The organism is Novosphingobium sp. APW14 (assembly GCF_032337075.1).
Lineage (GTDB): Bacteria > Pseudomonadota > Alphaproteobacteria > Sphingomonadales > Sphingomonadaceae > Novosphingobium.
Genome location: NZ_JAVYAB010000001.1, coordinates 154,623 through 170,198, shown reverse-complemented (window position 1 = coordinate 170,198; position 15,576 = coordinate 154,623). Strand labels below are relative to the sequence as shown.

Below are 15,576 nucleotides of genomic sequence, written 5' to 3'. Positions count from 1 at the left end.
GCCACCCAGCAATTAGATCGTCAGCGTTTCTCGCCGGCCAGACCACTGGCGCAGAGCGCGGCGGACGTGGCCGCAACCTTGATCGCTTCGGCATCGCCGACCCGGCGCACGGCCACGGCATAGTCAGCCAGGTTGCGCTTATCCCCCTTCAGCTGCTTGAGTTTTTGCAGCTGGCTGAGCGTCAGCCGGTCAGTCATCCGTTCGGCCATGCAGGCGGAATTGGCTTCGCTGAGCCCGGCGTCGATCATCGCGCTCTTCACCTGACCATAGGCGAGCTTCGATGGCGAGCAGCCCCCAACTGCAAGAAGAACAAGGATACTAAAGTGACGCATGGCCGGGTTCCCTTGTCATCAGCCGGTAGCGCAGACCGCGCAATGCGATCAACGTCATCCAGAAGGCCAGATAGGCCAGCAGCAGCCCCGGCACCAGCAGCGGCACGCCGACGAGCAGCATCGCATCGTTGCTTCCGGGCACCATCGCGCTGCCGGCGCCCAAGAAGAGCCCGCCGAGACCCGATTGCAGCCATTCCCGCACACCACTGGACCGAAGCTGGACCGTGCCGGCAAAGGCCGCGGCGACAATCGATCCACTGATCAGGGCACCCAGGTAAAGCCAGAACCGCATCATATCAAACACGCCCCCGGCTGCGAGCCGCGTCAACCCGCCGGTGTAGGACCAGTCGGCCATCAGCCACAGCAGCAGAGCATTAAGCAGCCCGATCAAGGCCATCCAGGCCGGTGAAGCGCCGGAACGGTCACGCGCCAGCCACCAGGCCACGGCAGCAAGGGCCAGCGCTGCCGCAGCGAAGAGCGGAGAGGTTCGCGGGGCAAGGGTGGCAAGCGGCGCATGCCATTCGCCCCCGTGGAGGACGAGCCGCGCCCCGCAATAAAAACCAGCCAGGGTCGCCAGCCGGTCCAGCCGCCCGCGACCAAGGCTGGCGATGGTCCCCATGGCGCAGCGCCCGTTGAGCGAGGCACCGATCGCCCCAACCACCCCGCCGGCGATGCAGCCCAGACCAATCGCGGCCGTCTGGCGCGGGGCGCTGCCCAAGGCGGCAAGAACGCCCGCCGAAACCATGGCCGCAACCAGGAACCCCGCCAGCCGGTGAGCAGAGCGACTGGCAATGACTTCATCGGCAGCGGATACCGCGCAGGTGCTGCCGCGCTGGTTGGCAATGCCCAGCGCCAGCACCATCAAAACCGCCAGCCAGGCCATGGGCCCTAGTGCGCCAACGCCTTGTTGATGTCTTCGACCATCTTCTTCGCGTCAGCCAGCAGCATCATGGTCTGGTCCATGTAGAACACATCATTGTCGACCCCGGCATAGCCGACGCCGCCCATGGAGCGCTTGATGAAGAAGACCTGCTTGGCCTTGTCGACATCGAACACGGGCATGCCGTAGATGGGCGATGACTTGTCGGTCTTGGCGGCCGGATTGACCACGTCATTGGCACCGATGATGAAAGCCACGTCCGCGGTCGCGAACTCAGAGTTGATGTCCTCCAGCTCGAACACCTCGTCATAGGGGACGTTGGCTTCGGCCAGCAGCACGTTCATGTGGCCGGGCATACGGCCCGCCACCGGGTGGATCGCATACTTCACCTCAACGCCCTTGGCTTTGAGCAGATCGCCCATCTCGCGCAGCGCGTGCTGGGCCTGGGAAACGGCCATGCCGTAACCCGGGATAATGATCACCTTCTCCGCCTCGCCCAGCATATAGGCCGCATCCTCGGCGCTGCCGCGCTTCCATGGACGCTGCTCTTTCGCTTCGCCACTGGCAGCGGAAGCGTCAGCACCAAAACCGCCCGCGATCACGCTCAGGAAGCCGCGGTTCATCGCCTTGCACATGATGTAAGAGAGGATCGCGCCCGAAGAGCCAACCAGCGCCCCGGTGATAATCATTGCGGTGTTGGACAGGGTAAAGCCCATCGCCGCAGCCGCCCACCCCGAGTAGGAGTTGAGCATCGACACGACCACCGGCATATCCGCCCCGCCAATCGGGATGATCAGCAGGAAACCAATGATAAAGGCCAGCGCGGTGAGTGTGGCGATCACCCACAGGCTCTGGTCAGTCATGAAAAAGCCGGTCAGTCCGATGATCGCAATCAGCGTGCCCAGATTGATAACGTGCCGGGCCGGCAACAGGATCGGCGCGCCGCTCATCTTGCCGGCCAGCTTGAGGAAGGCGATGACCGAACCGGAAAAGGTAATCGCGCCAATCGCGATGCCCAGCCCCATTTCGAGCCGCGACACGGCATGGATCGTGCCATCCGCGCCCATGATCCCGAAGGCTTCGGGGTTAAGATAGGCCGCCCAGCCCACCAGCACGGCGGCAAGGCCCACGAGCGAGTGGAAGGCCGCAACCAACTGCGGCATATCGGTCATCGCGATACGGCGGGCAATTATCCAGCCGATGGCGCCACCGATGCCAATCGCGCCGAGGATTTCAGGCAGGCTGGCAATCTCGTGCGTGACCAGCGTGGTCACCACCGCGATCAACATCCCGATCATGCCATAGCGGTTGCCCGCACGGCTGGTGCCCGGGCTGGAGAGGCCGCGCAGGGCAAGAATGAACAGGACGCCCGAGGCCAGATAGGCCAGCATCGCCCAGGCTGGGACCGCAACGTGCTCCATGCTCAGCGATCCTTCTTCTTGTACATGGCCAGCATCCGGGCCGTGACCGCGAAACCGCCGAATATGTTCACGCTGGCCAGAACCACCGCCAGCAGGCCGAGCCACTTGGCCGCCGGGCTCCCCGCCGCCGCGCTCGCGATGAGCGCCCCGACGATGATCACCGAGGAGATCGCATTGGTCACCGCCATCAGCGGCGTGTGCAGCGCGGGCGTGACCGACCAGACGACATAATAGCCCACAAAGCAGGCCATGACGAAGATCGAGAGGATCGAGATGAAGTCCATGTTTAGCTCCGATCGCCCTTCAGAAACGTCTCAACAGCAGTGATAGCCAAAAACACATCGGCTTGAGTCTTGGGTGCTGACGCCCCTAAGCGTTCGCAAATCGCCTGATCCCGAACTGTGCCATTCTTATCTTCCGATCGGACTTGTTGCTGCAAATCAACGATCTCTAGGTCATCCTGAAATGACGACGACTTCACTTCGCCACGAAGGTCGCGAAAAAGATTAACAACCTGCGCTCGTTGATCGGCAGAAGGAGGTGAGCCGCCGATGCTGCATCGAGTGTAAAAGTCGGTAGCCTCTCGAGCCGCACCGTAAACTAAAGCAAAACGAGCGCGATCAATCTTGTCCGGCTTAAACGCAGGACGATTATACCAACACCAGAGGGTGAAGACGCCGATGAAAATGGCTGTCTGCCACGCGCGGCTCACCCTAACAGCCTTTCATTGACGACCTTGCCGCCTTGCGTCAGCCGCACGGCATTGCCGATCTCCTCATCCAGCACCGGCCGGCCGGCTTCCTTGTCCCAGAAGGCGGAAAGGAAGTTGTAGAGGTTGCGGGCAAACAGCGCCGAGGCATCGGCCGGGAGTTTGGCCGGGGTGTTGGCATAGCCGAGGATCTTGACCCCGTGGCGGACCACAACTTCGTCCGGCTTGCTGCCTTCAACGTTCCCGCCCTGCGCCACGGCAAGGTCAAAAATGACCGATCCCGGCTTCATGCTGGCGATCTGGGCATCGGAAATCAAACGGGGCGCAGACCGGCCCGGGATCAGCGCCGTGGTGATGACGATGTCCTGCTTGGCAATGTGGCTGGAAACCAGCTCGGCCTGGGCCTTCTGGTATTCTTCTGACATTTCGGTGGCATAGCCGCCCGCGCCCTCGCCCTCGATCCCCGCAACGCTTTCGACGAAGATCGGCTTGGCACCCAGCGAGAGAATCTGTTCCTTGGTGGCCGAGCGGACGTCGGTTGCCGAAACCTGCGCACCCAGCCGGCGGGCCGTGGCAATCGCCTGAAGCCCGGCAACGCCCACGCCCATGACAAAGCACTTGGCGGCGGAAATCGTGCCCGCCGCCGTCATCATCATCGGGAAAGCGCGACCATAGAGGTTGGCCGCTTCGATCACCGCCTTGTAACCCGCCAGGTTTGATTGGCTGGAGAGGATATCCATCGACTGCGCGCGGGTAATGCGCGGCATGAATTCCATCGCCAGCGCTTCAAACCCGCCCTTGGCGTAATCTTCGACGCGCGCGCGCTGTCCGAATGGATCGAGCCCGGCCACGATCCACGCGCCGGCGTTCGCGCCCTTCAGCGCCTTGGGATCGGGGCCCTGGACGCCCAGGACAATGTCCGCACCCTTGGCTGCATCCTTGATCACTTCCGCGCCTGCGGCGGCATAGTCGGCATCGGCAATCGAAGCCGTTTCACCAGCCCCGGCTTCGACTGCGACAGTCGCGCCCAGGGCAATGAACTTCTTTACCGTTTCCGGCGTGGCCGAGACCCGGGTTTCCCCGCTCGCGCGTTCCTTGAGGACGGCGATCCGCAGGCTGGCGCTCACCGCGTTAGCGCGTGATCAGCGCGATGACGATGGCGGCAACAACGACCACCACGACGCTGCCGTACTTCACCAGACCGATAAAACCACCGTAGGTTTCGTTGGCCGCCTTCATATCGTTACCTGAAGCCATAATCCCGTTCCTGATTGGCAAGTTGTTGTTTCGTGGCCCCGTCTATCGCCGCCCACGCCCACACTCAAGAGGAACAGCCCCGAAACTTGGGCCAATTCGCAGGCTTAATCGCCTCTTTACTCCCTTGCGCTATCCAACCGCCAAGCAAATTGGGGAAGAATCACAAAGTCATGGCGGATTTCGAACAGCAAACACTGATGCTGATCGACGATGAGCCGGCGCAGAGCCGGCTGATCACCGCATTGGCCGGGCGCGAAGGCTGGCGGACGCTGGTCGTGCGCGATTCAGAAACTGCCATTGCCACGCTTGGTACCCGTCAGGGCATGCAACTGGGCGCGATCATACTGGACCAATGGGTCCCGGGCGACGAAGCCTGCACCTTGATAGCCGAGCTCAAGGCCCGGCGGCCCGCCTTACCGATTCTGATGCTGACCGCTTCCGCTTCACCCTTGCTGGCCGTTGAGGCGATGCGCGCGGGGGCCACCGACTATCTGGTCAAGCCGGTCTCACCCGAACGGCTGATGCAGGCTCTGCGTATGGCAACGACGCGCGAAGCCCCGCGTGATGAACTGATGCCGCTGACCGAAAAGCTGCCGTCGAAGCCCGATTTTGATGCGATGATCGGCGCTTCGCCCACTTTTCGCAGCGCCCTGGCCATCGCCGCCAAGGCCGCGCGCGGGCATGGTCCGGTCTTGATCGAGGGTGAAAGCGGTACCGGCAAGGAAATGCTGATCCGGGCCATGCAGGCCGCTAGCCCGCGGGCCAAGGCTCCATTCCGGCTCATCAACATTGGCGCCATTCCCTCCAATTCGGTCGAATCTGCGCTGTTCGGGCACGAAAAGGGCGCCTTCCCGGGGGCATTCGATCGCCATATCGGGGCGCTCCAGCACGCCGATGGCGGCACCCTGGCGCTGGATGAGATCGATCGCCTACCCCCAGCCGTGCAGCAACGTCTGCTCGAATCGCTCCAGCTCGGCCAGGTCCGCCCAATCGGCGCCCGCCACTCGTTCCGGATCGATGTTCGGCTGATCTCGGCCAGCAACCTGCCGTTGAAGGACATGGTAGCCGAAGGACATTTCCTGCCAGAATTGCACCAGGCGATTTCAGGAATTGCGGTCCAGCTGCCGGCTCTGCGCGATCGTCTGGGCGATATTCCGGCATTGGCCCGCCATTTTCTGGCCCGGATCGGCGAGCAACCGGGCCTGCGCGGGATCGGCATTACGGATAGTGCCTTGGCGCTGCTGAGCGCTTACGACTGGCCGGGCAATGTCCGTCAGCTTCAGGCCGTGCTGTTCCGCGCGGCCGTGTTATGCGATGGCGATGCACTGACGGCTGATGATTTTCCGCAATTGGCCAACCTGCTGGGCGAACCGGCTAATGGCAGCCTGCACCATCACGAGGCAATCGGCGTCACGCTTTACACGCCGGATGGCAACCTGCGCCCACTGGAAGAGATCGAGGCCGACGTCATCCGCCTGGCCATCGGCCACTATCGCGGCCGAATGACTGAAGTCGCGCGGCGGCTGGGGATTGGCCGTTCTACGCTTTACCGAAAGCTTTCCGATCTCGGGATCGAAAACGTCGCCTAATTGGCAAGCTGGCTGAAGTCGGTCAGCGCCGCATCGCGCAGCCCCCGCCAAACTCGCAAGGCCTGAACGGTTTCCGCCACATCGTGGACGCGGAGCAACTGGACCCCGGCCTCCAGCGCCTTGGCCGCCAGCATGATCGAGCCTCCAAGCCGCTGATGCGCTGGCGCTTCACCCGAAAGCGCACCGATCATCCGCTTGCGGCTTGCGCCAACCAGCAATGGTTGGCCCAGCGCATGGAACAGCGGCAGCGCGTTAAGCAGCGCAAGGTTGTCCGCCACCGACTTGCCAAAGCCGATGCCCGGATCGAGCACGATCTTGGCCCGCGGTATACCGGCCGCAATGGCGGCATCGCGCCGCGCGGCGAGCCAGTCGAACACGTCGAGCACCACATCGCGGTAAGTGCCATCACCGTGAAGGTCATCGCCCGCACCCGGCGCGTGCATCAGCACGACCGGTGCGCCAGAGCGAGCGGCAAAGTCCAGGCTGCGCGGGTCATGGCGCATGGCGGAAACGTCGTTGAGGATATGCGCGCCTGCGGCCAGCGCAGCTTCCATCACTGCGGGACGGCGGCTATCGACGGAAATGGCGGCACCCGATCCGGCCAGCCGCTCGATCATCGGCACAACGCGCTTCAGCTCATCGCCTTCCCAGACCGCGGCCGCGCCGGGACGGGTGCTTTCCCCACCGATATCAATGATCGCCGCCCCCGCTTCCAGCATGGACGAGGCATGGGCTGCGGCGATTTCCGGATCGTCCATGAACTGGCCGCCATCGGAAAAGCTGTCAGGCGTGATGTTGAGAATCCCCATGACCTGCGGCTGGTCAAGCCGAATGGTCCGCGCCCCGCATTCCAGTGGCGCATGGTTGCGTTGGAGGTTCTCGAACTGCGTCTGAAGTTCAGGCGACAAATCGGACAGGACTGCGCGCAGTTCCGCCGCTGAATAGAGCTCTCGCTCAGTGATCCTGCCGCCTTCGCGGGCAATCACGGCGAACCGGCTGGCATAGGTCAGGCCGCCGGCCAGGCGGATGGCCCCGCCCTCCTCGCTCTGCGGCGATTCCGCGAGGGCGATGGGGCGGAGATAATGCCTGGTGGTCAATCTTCCGTCGCCAACAAGTAAAGCTGCCGGATCGCATCGAGCGGCTTCAATTCGCCTTCATGCTCGATGTGCCAGAAGGTCCAGCCATTGCAGCTGGGCGCGCCCTGCAGTTTGGCGCCCAGGCCGTGGATCGAACCGGTTTCGGCGTCTGAAACCAGCGAGCCATCGGCACGCACCGTGGCGGTAAGCTTGCGCTTCTTGTCGAAAATCTTGGTACCGGCGGCAATGAAGCCGGTTTCCACCAAGGTGCCAAAGGCCACCTTCGGCGCGGCCTTGGGGCTTTGCATCGTGGTGATCGCGGATTCGTCGAGCGGCAAGGCCAGCTCGATCCGTTCCAGCGCCGCCTCGCGGTAGTCGCTCTCGCGCTCACAACCGATCCATTCGCGGCCAAGGCGCTTGGCCACGGCGCCAGTCGTGCCGGTGCCGAAGAAGGGATCGAGCACGACGTCACCCTTGTTGGTTGTCGCCAGCATGACGCGATAGAGCAGCGCTTCGGGCTTCTGCGTCGGGTGGACCTTGTGCCCCCCCTTCTTAAGCCGTTCCTGTCCGCCACAGATCGGCAGAACCCAGTCAGAACGCATCTGCAGCTCGTCATTCAGGGTCTTCATCGCGCGATAGTTGAAGGTGTACTTCGCCTTTTCCCCCATCGAGCACCAGATCAGCGTCTCGTGCGCGTTGGTAAAGCGGGTTCCCTTAAAGTTCGGCATCGGGTTGGCCTTGCGCCAGACGATGTCGTTGAGGATCCAGAAGCCCATGTCCTGCAGCATCGCGCCCAGGCGGAAGATGTTGTGGTAGGAACCGATCACCCACAGCGAACCATTGGGCTTGAGCAGCCGGCGCGCCTCGGTCAGCCATTCACGGCTGAACTTGTCATAAGCGGCAAAGCTGTCGAACTGGTCCCAGTGATCGGTCACGGCATCGACGTGGCTGCCATCGGGGCGCGACAGGTCCCCGCCCAGCTGCAGGTTATAGGGCGGATCGGCAAAGATCATGTCGATCGAGGCATCGGGCAGGCTGCGCATCGCCTCGATGCAATCGCCATCGAGGATCCGACCGACCGGAAGGTCCGGCCGAACCACCTCGCGCACGGCCTTCAACCGCGCCTTTTCACCCACCAGCATCTGGCCCATGACATTCCCTGAAAACTGCAAAACTTATCCACAGGGTGAGTCATCCGGAGTCCCGCGTCAAGGGGCGACTCCGCAGGAATCCTTTCGATTCAGCGTGATTCCAAGACGGAACACAACGAGTCCGGCACAGCATCTAGAGTCTCGCGATTCACCCGGGACTCAATATCTGGTGGGTGTGTCCCTGCGGACTCGCCCCAAAATTTTTATGCTCAGAGCAGTACCAACTGGGCCACCGGGGCAAAACTGCGCCGATGGAGCGGACTTGGGCCATGTTCGCGCAGCGCGGCAAGATGCTGGACCGTGCCATAGCCCATGTTGGACTCCCACCCGTAATGCGGGTGCGCCCGGGCATATTCGCGCATCAATCGGTCTCGGTGCTCCTTGGCCAGGATCGAGGCCGCCGAAATGCAAGGCTCCAGACCATCTCCGCCAACAATCGCGCGGGCCGGCCAGCGCCAATCGGGATGGCGCCCTGCCGGGGTCATGTTGCCGTCGATCAGTACTTCATCCGGTTCCAGAGCCAGGGCCGCGACGGCGCGGGTCATGGCCAGCATGGTTGCGGCGAAGATATTGATCCGGTCAATCTCCTCAGCATCAACCACGCCCAGCGCCCAGTGGCAGCTGGCCTTGATCTGCGGCTCCAGCACAGCCCGTCGCTTGGCCGATAGCTTTTTGGAATCGTCGAGCCCGCCGGGGGCATCGGGCCCCAGGACGCAGGCCGCCGCCACGACCGGCCCGGCCAAAGGACCGCGCCCGGCCTCGTCCACGCCGATCACCACCCGGCCTTTGGTCCCCTTGGCAAAGAGCAACGCCGCTTCCATCTATCCAGCTATGACCAGAACCATCATCCGCACCTTTTTCCCCCTCGCCGTCTTCCTCGCAAGCTGCAGCCCGTCGGTTGCTGGGGATACCCCCAAGCCAATGGCCGCCGAGACCAAGGGCACCCTTACCGTTACCCCGCTGGCGACCCTCGACGCGCCCTGGGCGATTGCCGTGTTGCCACGCGGCGGCGTGCTGGTGACCGAAAAGGCCGGCAAGCTCAAACTGATTGACGGCTCAATCAAGGAAGTTGCGGGCGTTCCCACCGTTGATTTTGGTGGTCAGGGCGGACTTGGCGATGTCGTCCTTGGCCCCGATTACGCCAAGACCGGCATGATCTACCTGTCCTGGGCCGAAGCCGGTGAAAACGACACTCGCGGCGCGGCGATTGGCCGGGCGAAGCTGGTGCTGGGCGATAGCCCGCGGCTGGAAGGGCTGGAGGTGATCTGGCGCCAGAGCCCCAAAGTTACCGGACGCGGCCATTATTCCCACCGCATTGCCTTCTCGCCCGATGGCAAGCTGATGTTCGTCGCTTCGGGTGAGCGGCAAAAGATGGACCCGGCGCAGGACCTTTCGGTCAACCTGGGCAAGGTTCTGCGGCTGCTGCCCGATGGCACGCCGGCGCCGGGCAATCCCTTTGCCGAAAAGGGCGGTGTCAGTACCCAGATCTGGTCCTATGGCCACCGCAACATCCTGGGGCTGGCCTTCGATCCGCAAGGCCGGCTGTGGGACCTTGAGCATGGCCCCGCCGGAGGCGATGAACTCAATCTGGTCGAACCCGGCAAGAACTATGGCTGGCCGATCGTGTCCGAAGGCGATCACTATGATGGCCGCGACATTCCGCCGCACAGCACCCGTCCAGAATTGACGCCCCCCAGCATCAGCTGGACGCCAGTGATCGCGCCGGGCGACATGCTGTTTTATCGCGGCAAGGCCTTCCGCGACTGGCGTGGGCAATTGCTTATCGCGGGATTGGCTTCGAAGGGCCTGGTGCGGGTGACGATTGATGGCACCAAGGTGACCGAAGCCGGGCGCTATCCGCTCGACAAGCGCATCCGGGACGTGGCCGAAGCCAACGATGGCAGCCTGTTGGTGATCGAGGACGGCAAGGAAGGCCGTCTGCTCAGGCTGACGCCAGCCAAATAGGACTAGACCCGAATTCCATCGACAAGCGCGCGTCTGCGCCTTAGGGGCGCGCGCCTATGGCAGACGGTCCCACCCTAATCCCGCTCGATAACGTTGATCCCGCGCTGGTCGAGGGTCTGCTTGACCGCGCCTTTGAACCGGGCCGGCACAAACGCACCGCTTACCAGGTGCGCGAAGGCACCGATTGGCTGCCGGGCCTGTCCTTTGCGGCGATTGATGCCGATGAACACCTGGTGGGTACGATCCAGTGCTGGCCGGTTGCGCTGACTGCCCCTGACGGGCGCCGCCACCCGATGATCATGGTCGGGCCAGTTGCGGTCGAACCCAGCGTTCAGGGCCTTGGCTATGGCCAGGCGCTGATGACCGCGAGCATTGCCGCGCTTTCCCCGCAGGCCCCCTTGCCGCAGGTGATGATCGGTGATCCCGAATATTATGGCCGGTTCTGGGGCTTTACCAACGCCCATACCGGCGGGTGGGACCTGCCGGGTCCGTTTGAGCGGCATCGCCTGCTCGCCCGTTGCGATAATCCGGCAGTCCTCCCCGCCGAAGGCATGCTGGGCCCTTGGCGCGGGTAAGCTGATCTGGCATCCCAGCGCCGATGCCCTACGAACCCCTGCCCGACCTTGCGACCCTGAGCCTGGCTGAAATCGCCACGCTCAATGCCGAGCGCAAGCTGCCGCCGGTCACGCAGTGGAACCCCCAAGCCAGCAGCGACAGCCTGATGACCATCAAGGCCGATGGCCGCTGGTTCCACGATGGCGGAGAAATCCGCCGCCCGGCGATGATCCGCGCCTTTGCCGGATTGTTGCGGCGCGAGGAGGACGGCAGTTATTGGCTGGTCACCCCGGTCGAAAAGCAAGCGATCAAGGTTGAGGACGCCGCCTTCATCGCCACCGACGTCGTCGCCCAGGATGGATCGCTGGCCTTTCGGCTGAACACCGATGAGATCGTAATTGCCGGGACAGACCATCCCCTCATTGCCCGCGGCGATGCAGAGCTTCCGGCGATCTACCTTGCCGTGCGCAACGGCTGCGAGGCGCGGATCAACCGCAGCACCTGGCTGCAGCTAGTCGATCTCGCCGATCACGACCTTTGCGTGGCCAGCCAGGGTAAGCACTTTTCGCTGGTGCCGGCATGAGCGAACTGGTGGCGCGGCTGCGCCGGTTGCACGCAGACGGCCATGCCCAGGCAATGGACAACCTGCTCTCTGACGAGCGACACGACGGCGCATTTCGTCCGGCAGCGGTCCTTGCCGCGATCACCGAACGCGAACGCCCCGGCTTCCTGCTGATCCACCGTCCGTCGAACATGCGTTCGCATCCTGGGCAGATCGCCTTTCCGGGCGGCAAGATCGATCCCGGAGAAACTCCGGTCGAGGCGGCCTTGCGCGAAGCCTGGGAGGAACTGGGCATCCATGAGCGTGACGTGACCGTGATCGGCACGAGCGACACCTATCGCACCGGCACCGGCTATGAAGTGACCCCGGTGATCGCAGTTGTCCCGGCCGACCTTGAACTCAATCCCAGTCCGACCGAAGTCGCCCAGTGGTTCGAGGCACCGGTCGATTTCGTGTTCAACCAAAGCAACCAGGTCGAGCAATCGGCATTTTGGCAAGGCGCGGAAAGGCGCTACATCGAAATCATGTGGCAGCAGCATCGGATCTGGGGCGTGACAGCGGCGATCATCCATAACCTTTCACGGCGGATCGCCTGGTGAGCACCACCCTGCCCCTGACCGACTGGACCCGGCGCGATGACCTTGCCAGGCTGGTGGCGGCACTTGGCGCCGGCAATGCCCGCTATGTCGGCGGCGCAGTGCGTGACACCCTGCTGGCCATTCCGGTCAAGGATGTGGACATCGCCACCCCGCTTGAACCGCAGGCGGTGATGCAGCGGATGAAGGACGCCGGTATCCAGGCCGTTCCCACCGGGATCGAACACGGCACGGTTACCGCCGTTCTCCCGCTCGGCCCGGTCGAGATCACCACCCTGCGTCATGACGTCAGCACCGATGGCCGCCGCGCGACTGTAGCCTTCGCCAGCGATTGGCAGGATGATGCCGCGCGGCGCGATTTCACGATCAACGCGCTCTATGCCGATCCGGCGAATGGCGAGATTTTCGATTGGTTCGGCGGGCTTGATGACCTTGCCGCCCGGCGGGTTCGCTTCATTGGCGATCCACACCAGCGCATCCGCGAGGATCACTTGCGAATCCTGCGCTATTTCCGCTTCCAGGCGCGTTTTGGTTCAGTGCCCGCCGATGCCCCCTCGGAAAGCGCCTGCGCCGAACTGGCGGCAACGCTGAAGGGCCTCTCGCGTGAGCGGGTTGGCATGGAAATGATGAACCTCCTCTCGCTGGCCGATCCCGCTCCAACCGTGGCTCGAATGGCCGAACTTGGTGTGCTGGAAGTGGTCCTGCCCGAGGCTGACGTCGCCGCGCTGGCCGCGCTCGTTGCCGAGGAATCGCGCCAGCAGATCGCCCCCGATGCCCTGCGCCGCCTGGCGGCACTGCTTCCGGCTGATGTCCAGCTGGCCGAGGCCGTGGCCAGCCGGTTCCGCCTGTCCGGCGCCCAGAAAAAGCGGCTGGCGCTGGCCGCGGCCCGCGATGGGGCCGAGCGCGATGCCCGCCCGCTGGCCTATCGACTGGGCCGTGATTGCGCGCTTGACCGGCTGCTGATTGCCGGAGCCGATGCCGCAGCGCTGGACGGCTGGGTCATTCCCGAATTCCCGCTGAAGGGTGGCGAGATTGTCGCCCGCGGGATCAAGGCCGGACCCGAAGTGGCGCGGGTGCTGCGTCAGGTAGAAAGCGGCTGGATTGCCGCCGGATTTGCCGATGCCGTGATCCCTGCCCTGCTCGATGCGGAGCTTAGCGAACGGGCGTAAAGCCTGGCCCGGCCTGGTCAGGCCGGATCAGAACTTGTTATCGCGCGGGAACCCGTTGGGTGGCAGCCGCCCGGCCGCGCCGCGTGCAACCTTCCACAGGCGCATGTCGCTTTCGGTGCGGGTCCGCCCGGTATCGCCGCCCATCCGCCAGGACAGGCCTTCGTCCAGCTTTAGCGTGGTTGCATCGGCCAGCCCGCCATCGCGATAGCGTTGCAGGGTAACGCCCTGCCCCTTGGCAAGAATCGGCAGTTCCTCGAGGCTGAAGATCACCAGTTTGCGGTTATCGCCAACGACGGCAATATGATCGTGCTCCGGCGGGATTTCGCGCACCACCGTCAGCTTGACGCCCGGCTTGGTGTTCATCACCCCGCGGCCCTTGCGGGTTTCGGCCAGCAGTTCATCGGCCTCTGCCGCAAAGCCGCGGCCGGCATTGCTGGCCAGCAGCAGCTGCGCCTTGGGCTTGTAGACCAGCAGTCCCACGATTTCCGCCCCGGCATCGATATCGATCATCGTGCGGATCGGTTCGCCAAAGCCGCGCGCCGAAGGCAGCTTGTCGCAACCCAGCGTATAGAACCGGCCGTTGTCACAGGCTACCAGCAGCTTGTCGGTGGTCTGGGCGTGGATCGCAAAGGCCGGGCCATCGCCTTCCTTGAACTTGAATTCCTTATCGAGCGCCTCGTGTCCGCTGGCGCCGCGGATCCAGCCCTTGGCCGACAGGATCACCGTGACCGGCGCCTTCTCGATCATCGCATCCATCGAGAATTCAACTGTCGGCGCGGCTTCGGCAACGGTGGTCCGGCGGCGGCCAAGCACCGTGTCCTCGGCATAGTCCTTGCGCAGGGTGGCAAGGTCACGCTTCAGCCGGGTGCGCTGGCGAGCAGGACTTTCGAGCAGCTTTTCCAGCTCATCCTTTTCAGCCAGCAGGTCATCCCGCTCGCGCCGCAGCTCCATTTCCTCAAGCTTGCGCAAGCTGCGCAGCCGCATGTTGAGGATCGCCTCAGCCTGGCGGTCGGTCAGCTGGAATTCGGCAATCATGACCGGCTTGGGTTCATCCTCGGTGCGGATGATCTCGATGATCCGGTCAAGGTTGAGGTAGGCGATGATATAGCCATCGAGCAGCTCAAGCCGGTCGGCAATCTTGGCCAGTCGGTGCTCGCTGCGGCGAACCAGGATATCAATCTGGCTCTTGACCCATTCCTGCAGCACCAGCTTCAGGCTGAGCACGCCCGGCGTGCGGCTGGCGTCCAGAACGTTCAGGTTCAGGCCAAACCGGGTTTCCAGATCGGTCAGCTTGAACAGCGATTCCTTAAGCAGTTCGGGGTCGACGTTGCGGCTCTTGGGCACGAAGACTAGCCGGATCTGCTCATCCGATTCATCGCGGATGTCTTCGAGTATTGGCAACTTCTTGTCGGCGATCAGCTGGGCAACCTGCTCGATCAGCTTGCCCTTCTGGAGCATGTACGGAATTTCGGTAACAACCAGCTGCCAGGCGCCGCCGCCCAGCTTTTCGATCCCGGTTTCTTCCCACGATCCATCCGCAGCCCGGCCGGTCGAGAACCGCCCGCGCACGCGCAAGGCTCCGCGGCCGGTTTCGTAGGCCTTCGAGATAACCTCGCGGCTTTCGGCAACGATTCCGCCAGTAGCGAAGTCCGGCCCCTGGAACAGGTCCATCAGCTGGGCGTGTTCCGCATGGGGATTGTCGATCAACAGCAGCGTGGCGTCGATGATTTCCGCAACGTTGTGGCTGGGAATGTTGGTCGCCATGCCCACCGCGATCCCACTCGATCCGTTCGCCAGCAGGTTGGGGAACAGGCCGGGGAAAATCTCGGGCTCTTCTTCTTCCCCGTTGTAGGTCGGGATGAAGTTGACCGTGCCTTCGTCCAGCCCCGCCATCAGCTGGATCGCAGTCTTGGTCAGCCGGGCCTCGGTATAACGATAGGCGGCGGCATTATCGCCATCGATGTTGCCGAAGTTGCCCTGGCCATCGACCAGCGGATAACGCAGCGAGAAATCCTGCGCGAGCCGGACCATCGCATCATAGACCGACTGGTCACCATGCGGGTGATACTTACCGATCACGTCACCGACGACACGGGCTGATTTCTTGTAGGCGTCGTTCGGATTGAGCTTGAGCTGGCGCATCGCCCACAGCAGGCGGCGATGGACCGGCTTCAGCCCGTCGCGCAGATCGGGCAGTGACCGCGCGGTAATCGTGGACAGCGCATAGACGAGATAACGCTCGCTGAGCGCGGCATCGAACGGCGCGTCAACAATAGCGTCAAACGGATCGGGTTCGGTCGTATCGGTCGTCATT

The 15,576-nt window shown here is 63.4% G+C and carries 17 protein-coding genes; 6 read left to right on the top strand and 11 right to left on the bottom strand.

What is annotated here, in order from left to right:
• Positions 1–20: 20 nt before the first annotated feature.
• The 7 genes from RQP55_RS00895 to RQP55_RS00865 are packed head-to-tail and all read right to left on the bottom strand — an operon-like array spanning position 21 to position 4,599.
• Complete coding sequence (locus tag RQP55_RS00895; RefSeq protein ID WP_315608291.1) at positions 21–332, bottom strand: hypothetical protein; 312 nt, start codon at positions 330–332, stop codon at positions 21–23.
• On the bottom strand, positions 319–1,215 hold the full coding sequence (locus RQP55_RS00890; protein ID WP_315608290.1) for a YeeE/YedE thiosulfate transporter family protein: 897 nt from the start codon (positions 1,213–1,215) through the stop codon (positions 319–321). The genes RQP55_RS00895 and RQP55_RS00890 overlap by 14 nt, the downstream gene beginning before the upstream one ends.
• Positions 1,216–1,220: 5 nt before the next feature.
• On the bottom strand, positions 1,221–2,633 hold the full coding sequence (locus tag RQP55_RS00885) for an NAD(P)(+) transhydrogenase (Re/Si-specific) subunit beta (RefSeq protein WP_315608289.1): 1,413 nt from the start codon (positions 2,631–2,633) through the stop codon (positions 1,221–1,223).
• Positions 2,634–2,635: 2 nt separating this feature from the next.
• A complete protein-coding gene (locus tag RQP55_RS00880; RefSeq protein WP_315608288.1) occupies positions 2,636–2,917 on the bottom strand; it encodes a proton-translocating transhydrogenase family protein in 282 nt (93 codons plus the stop codon).
• A gap of 2 nt (positions 2,918–2,919) precedes the next feature.
• The gene (locus RQP55_RS00875) at positions 2,920–3,345 is read right to left on the bottom strand and encodes a hypothetical protein (RefSeq protein ID WP_315608287.1); all 426 of its coding nucleotides are present in this window, start codon (positions 3,343–3,345) and stop codon (positions 2,920–2,922) included.
• On the bottom strand, positions 3,342–4,457 hold the full coding sequence (locus RQP55_RS00870; protein WP_315608616.1) for an NAD(P) transhydrogenase subunit alpha: 1,116 nt from the start codon (positions 4,455–4,457) through the stop codon (positions 3,342–3,344). Before RQP55_RS00870 ends, RQP55_RS00875 begins: the two co-directional genes overlap by 4 nt.
• Before the next feature lie 16 nt (positions 4,458–4,473).
• The gene (locus RQP55_RS00865) at positions 4,474–4,599 is read right to left on the bottom strand and encodes an aa3-type cytochrome c oxidase subunit IV (RefSeq protein ID WP_315608286.1); all 126 of its coding nucleotides are present in this window, start codon (positions 4,597–4,599) and stop codon (positions 4,474–4,476) included.
• A 170-nt stretch (positions 4,600–4,769) separates the two neighbouring features.
• On the opposite strand from RQP55_RS00865, the gene RQP55_RS00860 reads away from it, so the two are divergent.
• Positions 4,770–6,188 (top strand): sigma-54 dependent transcriptional regulator, encoded by a 1,419-nt coding sequence (locus RQP55_RS00860; RefSeq protein WP_315608285.1) that lies wholly within the window; start codon positions 4,770–4,772, stop codon positions 6,186–6,188.
• On the opposite strand, the gene folP is transcribed toward RQP55_RS00860, so the two are convergent.
• The 3 genes from folP to RQP55_RS00845 all read right to left on the bottom strand — a co-directional run bounded on the left by folP (position 6,185) and on the right by RQP55_RS00845 (position 9,236).
• A complete protein-coding gene (folP, locus tag RQP55_RS00855; RefSeq protein WP_315608284.1) occupies positions 6,185–7,285 on the bottom strand; it encodes a dihydropteroate synthase in 1,101 nt (366 codons plus the stop codon). The two genes, RQP55_RS00860 and folP, sit on opposite strands and share 4 nt — an antisense overlap.
• Positions 7,282–8,415, bottom strand: coding sequence for a site-specific DNA-methyltransferase (locus RQP55_RS00850; RefSeq protein WP_315608283.1), 1,134 nt, complete (start codon positions 8,413–8,415; stop codon positions 7,282–7,284). Before RQP55_RS00850 ends, folP begins: the two co-directional genes overlap by 4 nt.
• Positions 8,416–8,624: 209 nt before the next feature.
• A complete protein-coding gene (locus RQP55_RS00845; RefSeq protein ID WP_315608282.1) occupies positions 8,625–9,236 on the bottom strand; it encodes a ribonuclease HII in 612 nt (203 codons plus the stop codon).
• Positions 9,237–9,246: 10 nt separating this feature from the next.
• Here RQP55_RS00845 and RQP55_RS00840 point away from each other — a divergent pair, with 10 nt between their 5' ends.
• From RQP55_RS00840 to RQP55_RS00820, 5 genes are read left to right on the top strand one after another with little or no spacing between them, the layout of a single operon-like run.
• Positions 9,247–10,380, top strand: coding sequence for a PQQ-dependent sugar dehydrogenase (locus RQP55_RS00840; protein ID WP_315608281.1), 1,134 nt, complete (start codon positions 9,247–9,249; stop codon positions 10,378–10,380).
• A gap of 56 nt (positions 10,381–10,436) precedes the next feature.
• Complete coding sequence (locus tag RQP55_RS00835) at positions 10,437–10,955, top strand: N-acetyltransferase (RefSeq protein WP_315608280.1); 519 nt, start codon at positions 10,437–10,439, stop codon at positions 10,953–10,955.
• A 23-nt stretch (positions 10,956–10,978) separates the two neighbouring features.
• On the top strand, positions 10,979–11,518 hold the full coding sequence (locus RQP55_RS00830; RefSeq protein WP_315608279.1) for a DUF1285 domain-containing protein: 540 nt from the start codon (positions 10,979–10,981) through the stop codon (positions 11,516–11,518).
• The gene (locus tag RQP55_RS00825) at positions 11,515–12,096 is read left to right on the top strand and encodes a CoA pyrophosphatase (protein WP_315608278.1); all 582 of its coding nucleotides are present in this window, start codon (positions 11,515–11,517) and stop codon (positions 12,094–12,096) included. Before RQP55_RS00830 ends, RQP55_RS00825 begins: the two co-directional genes overlap by 4 nt.
• The gene (locus RQP55_RS00820; RefSeq protein WP_315608277.1) at positions 12,093–13,262 is read left to right on the top strand and encodes a CCA tRNA nucleotidyltransferase; all 1,170 of its coding nucleotides are present in this window, start codon (positions 12,093–12,095) and stop codon (positions 13,260–13,262) included. Before RQP55_RS00825 ends, RQP55_RS00820 begins: the two co-directional genes overlap by 4 nt.
• 27 nt (positions 13,263–13,289) lie before the next feature.
• On the opposite strand, the gene parC is transcribed toward RQP55_RS00820, so the two are convergent.
• A complete protein-coding gene (gene parC, locus RQP55_RS00815) occupies positions 13,290–15,575 on the bottom strand; it encodes a DNA topoisomerase IV subunit A (protein WP_315608276.1) in 2,286 nt (761 codons plus the stop codon).
• Position 15,576 lies beyond the last annotated feature (1 nt).

Coding starts and splice junctions, on each gene's coding strand:
- RQP55_RS00895 (WP_315608291.1), bottom strand. CDS start 332: ATGCGTCACTTTAGTATCCTTGTTCTTCTTGCAGTTGGGGGCTGCTCG.
- RQP55_RS00890 (WP_315608290.1), bottom strand. CDS start 1,215: ATGGCCTGGCTGGCGGTTTTGATGGTGCTGGCGCTGGGCATTGCCAAC.
- RQP55_RS00885 (WP_315608289.1), bottom strand. CDS start 2,633: ATGGAGCACGTTGCGGTCCCAGCCTGGGCGATGCTGGCCTATCTGGCC.
- RQP55_RS00880 (WP_315608288.1), bottom strand. CDS start 2,917: ATGGACTTCATCTCGATCCTCTCGATCTTCGTCATGGCCTGCTTTGTG.
- RQP55_RS00865 (WP_315608286.1), bottom strand. CDS start 4,599: ATGGCTTCAGGTAACGATATGAAGGCGGCCAACGAAACCTACGGTGGT.
- RQP55_RS00860 (WP_315608285.1), top strand. CDS start 4,770: ATGGCGGATTTCGAACAGCAAACACTGATGCTGATCGACGATGAGCCG.
- RQP55_RS00850 (WP_315608283.1), bottom strand. CDS start 8,415: ATGGGCCAGATGCTGGTGGGTGAAAAGGCGCGGTTGAAGGCCGTGCGC.
- RQP55_RS00845 (WP_315608282.1), bottom strand. CDS start 9,236: ATGGAAGCGGCGTTGCTCTTTGCCAAGGGGACCAAAGGCCGGGTGGTG.
- RQP55_RS00840 (WP_315608281.1), top strand. CDS start 9,247: ATGACCAGAACCATCATCCGCACCTTTTTCCCCCTCGCCGTCTTCCTC.
- RQP55_RS00835 (WP_315608280.1), top strand. CDS start 10,437: ATGGCAGACGGTCCCACCCTAATCCCGCTCGATAACGTTGATCCCGCG.
- RQP55_RS00830 (WP_315608279.1), top strand. CDS start 10,979: ATGCCCTACGAACCCCTGCCCGACCTTGCGACCCTGAGCCTGGCTGAA.
- RQP55_RS00825 (WP_315608278.1), top strand. CDS start 11,515: ATGAGCGAACTGGTGGCGCGGCTGCGCCGGTTGCACGCAGACGGCCAT.
- parC (WP_315608276.1), bottom strand. CDS start 15,575: ATGACGACCGATACGACCGAACCCGATCCGTTTGACGCTATTGTTGAC.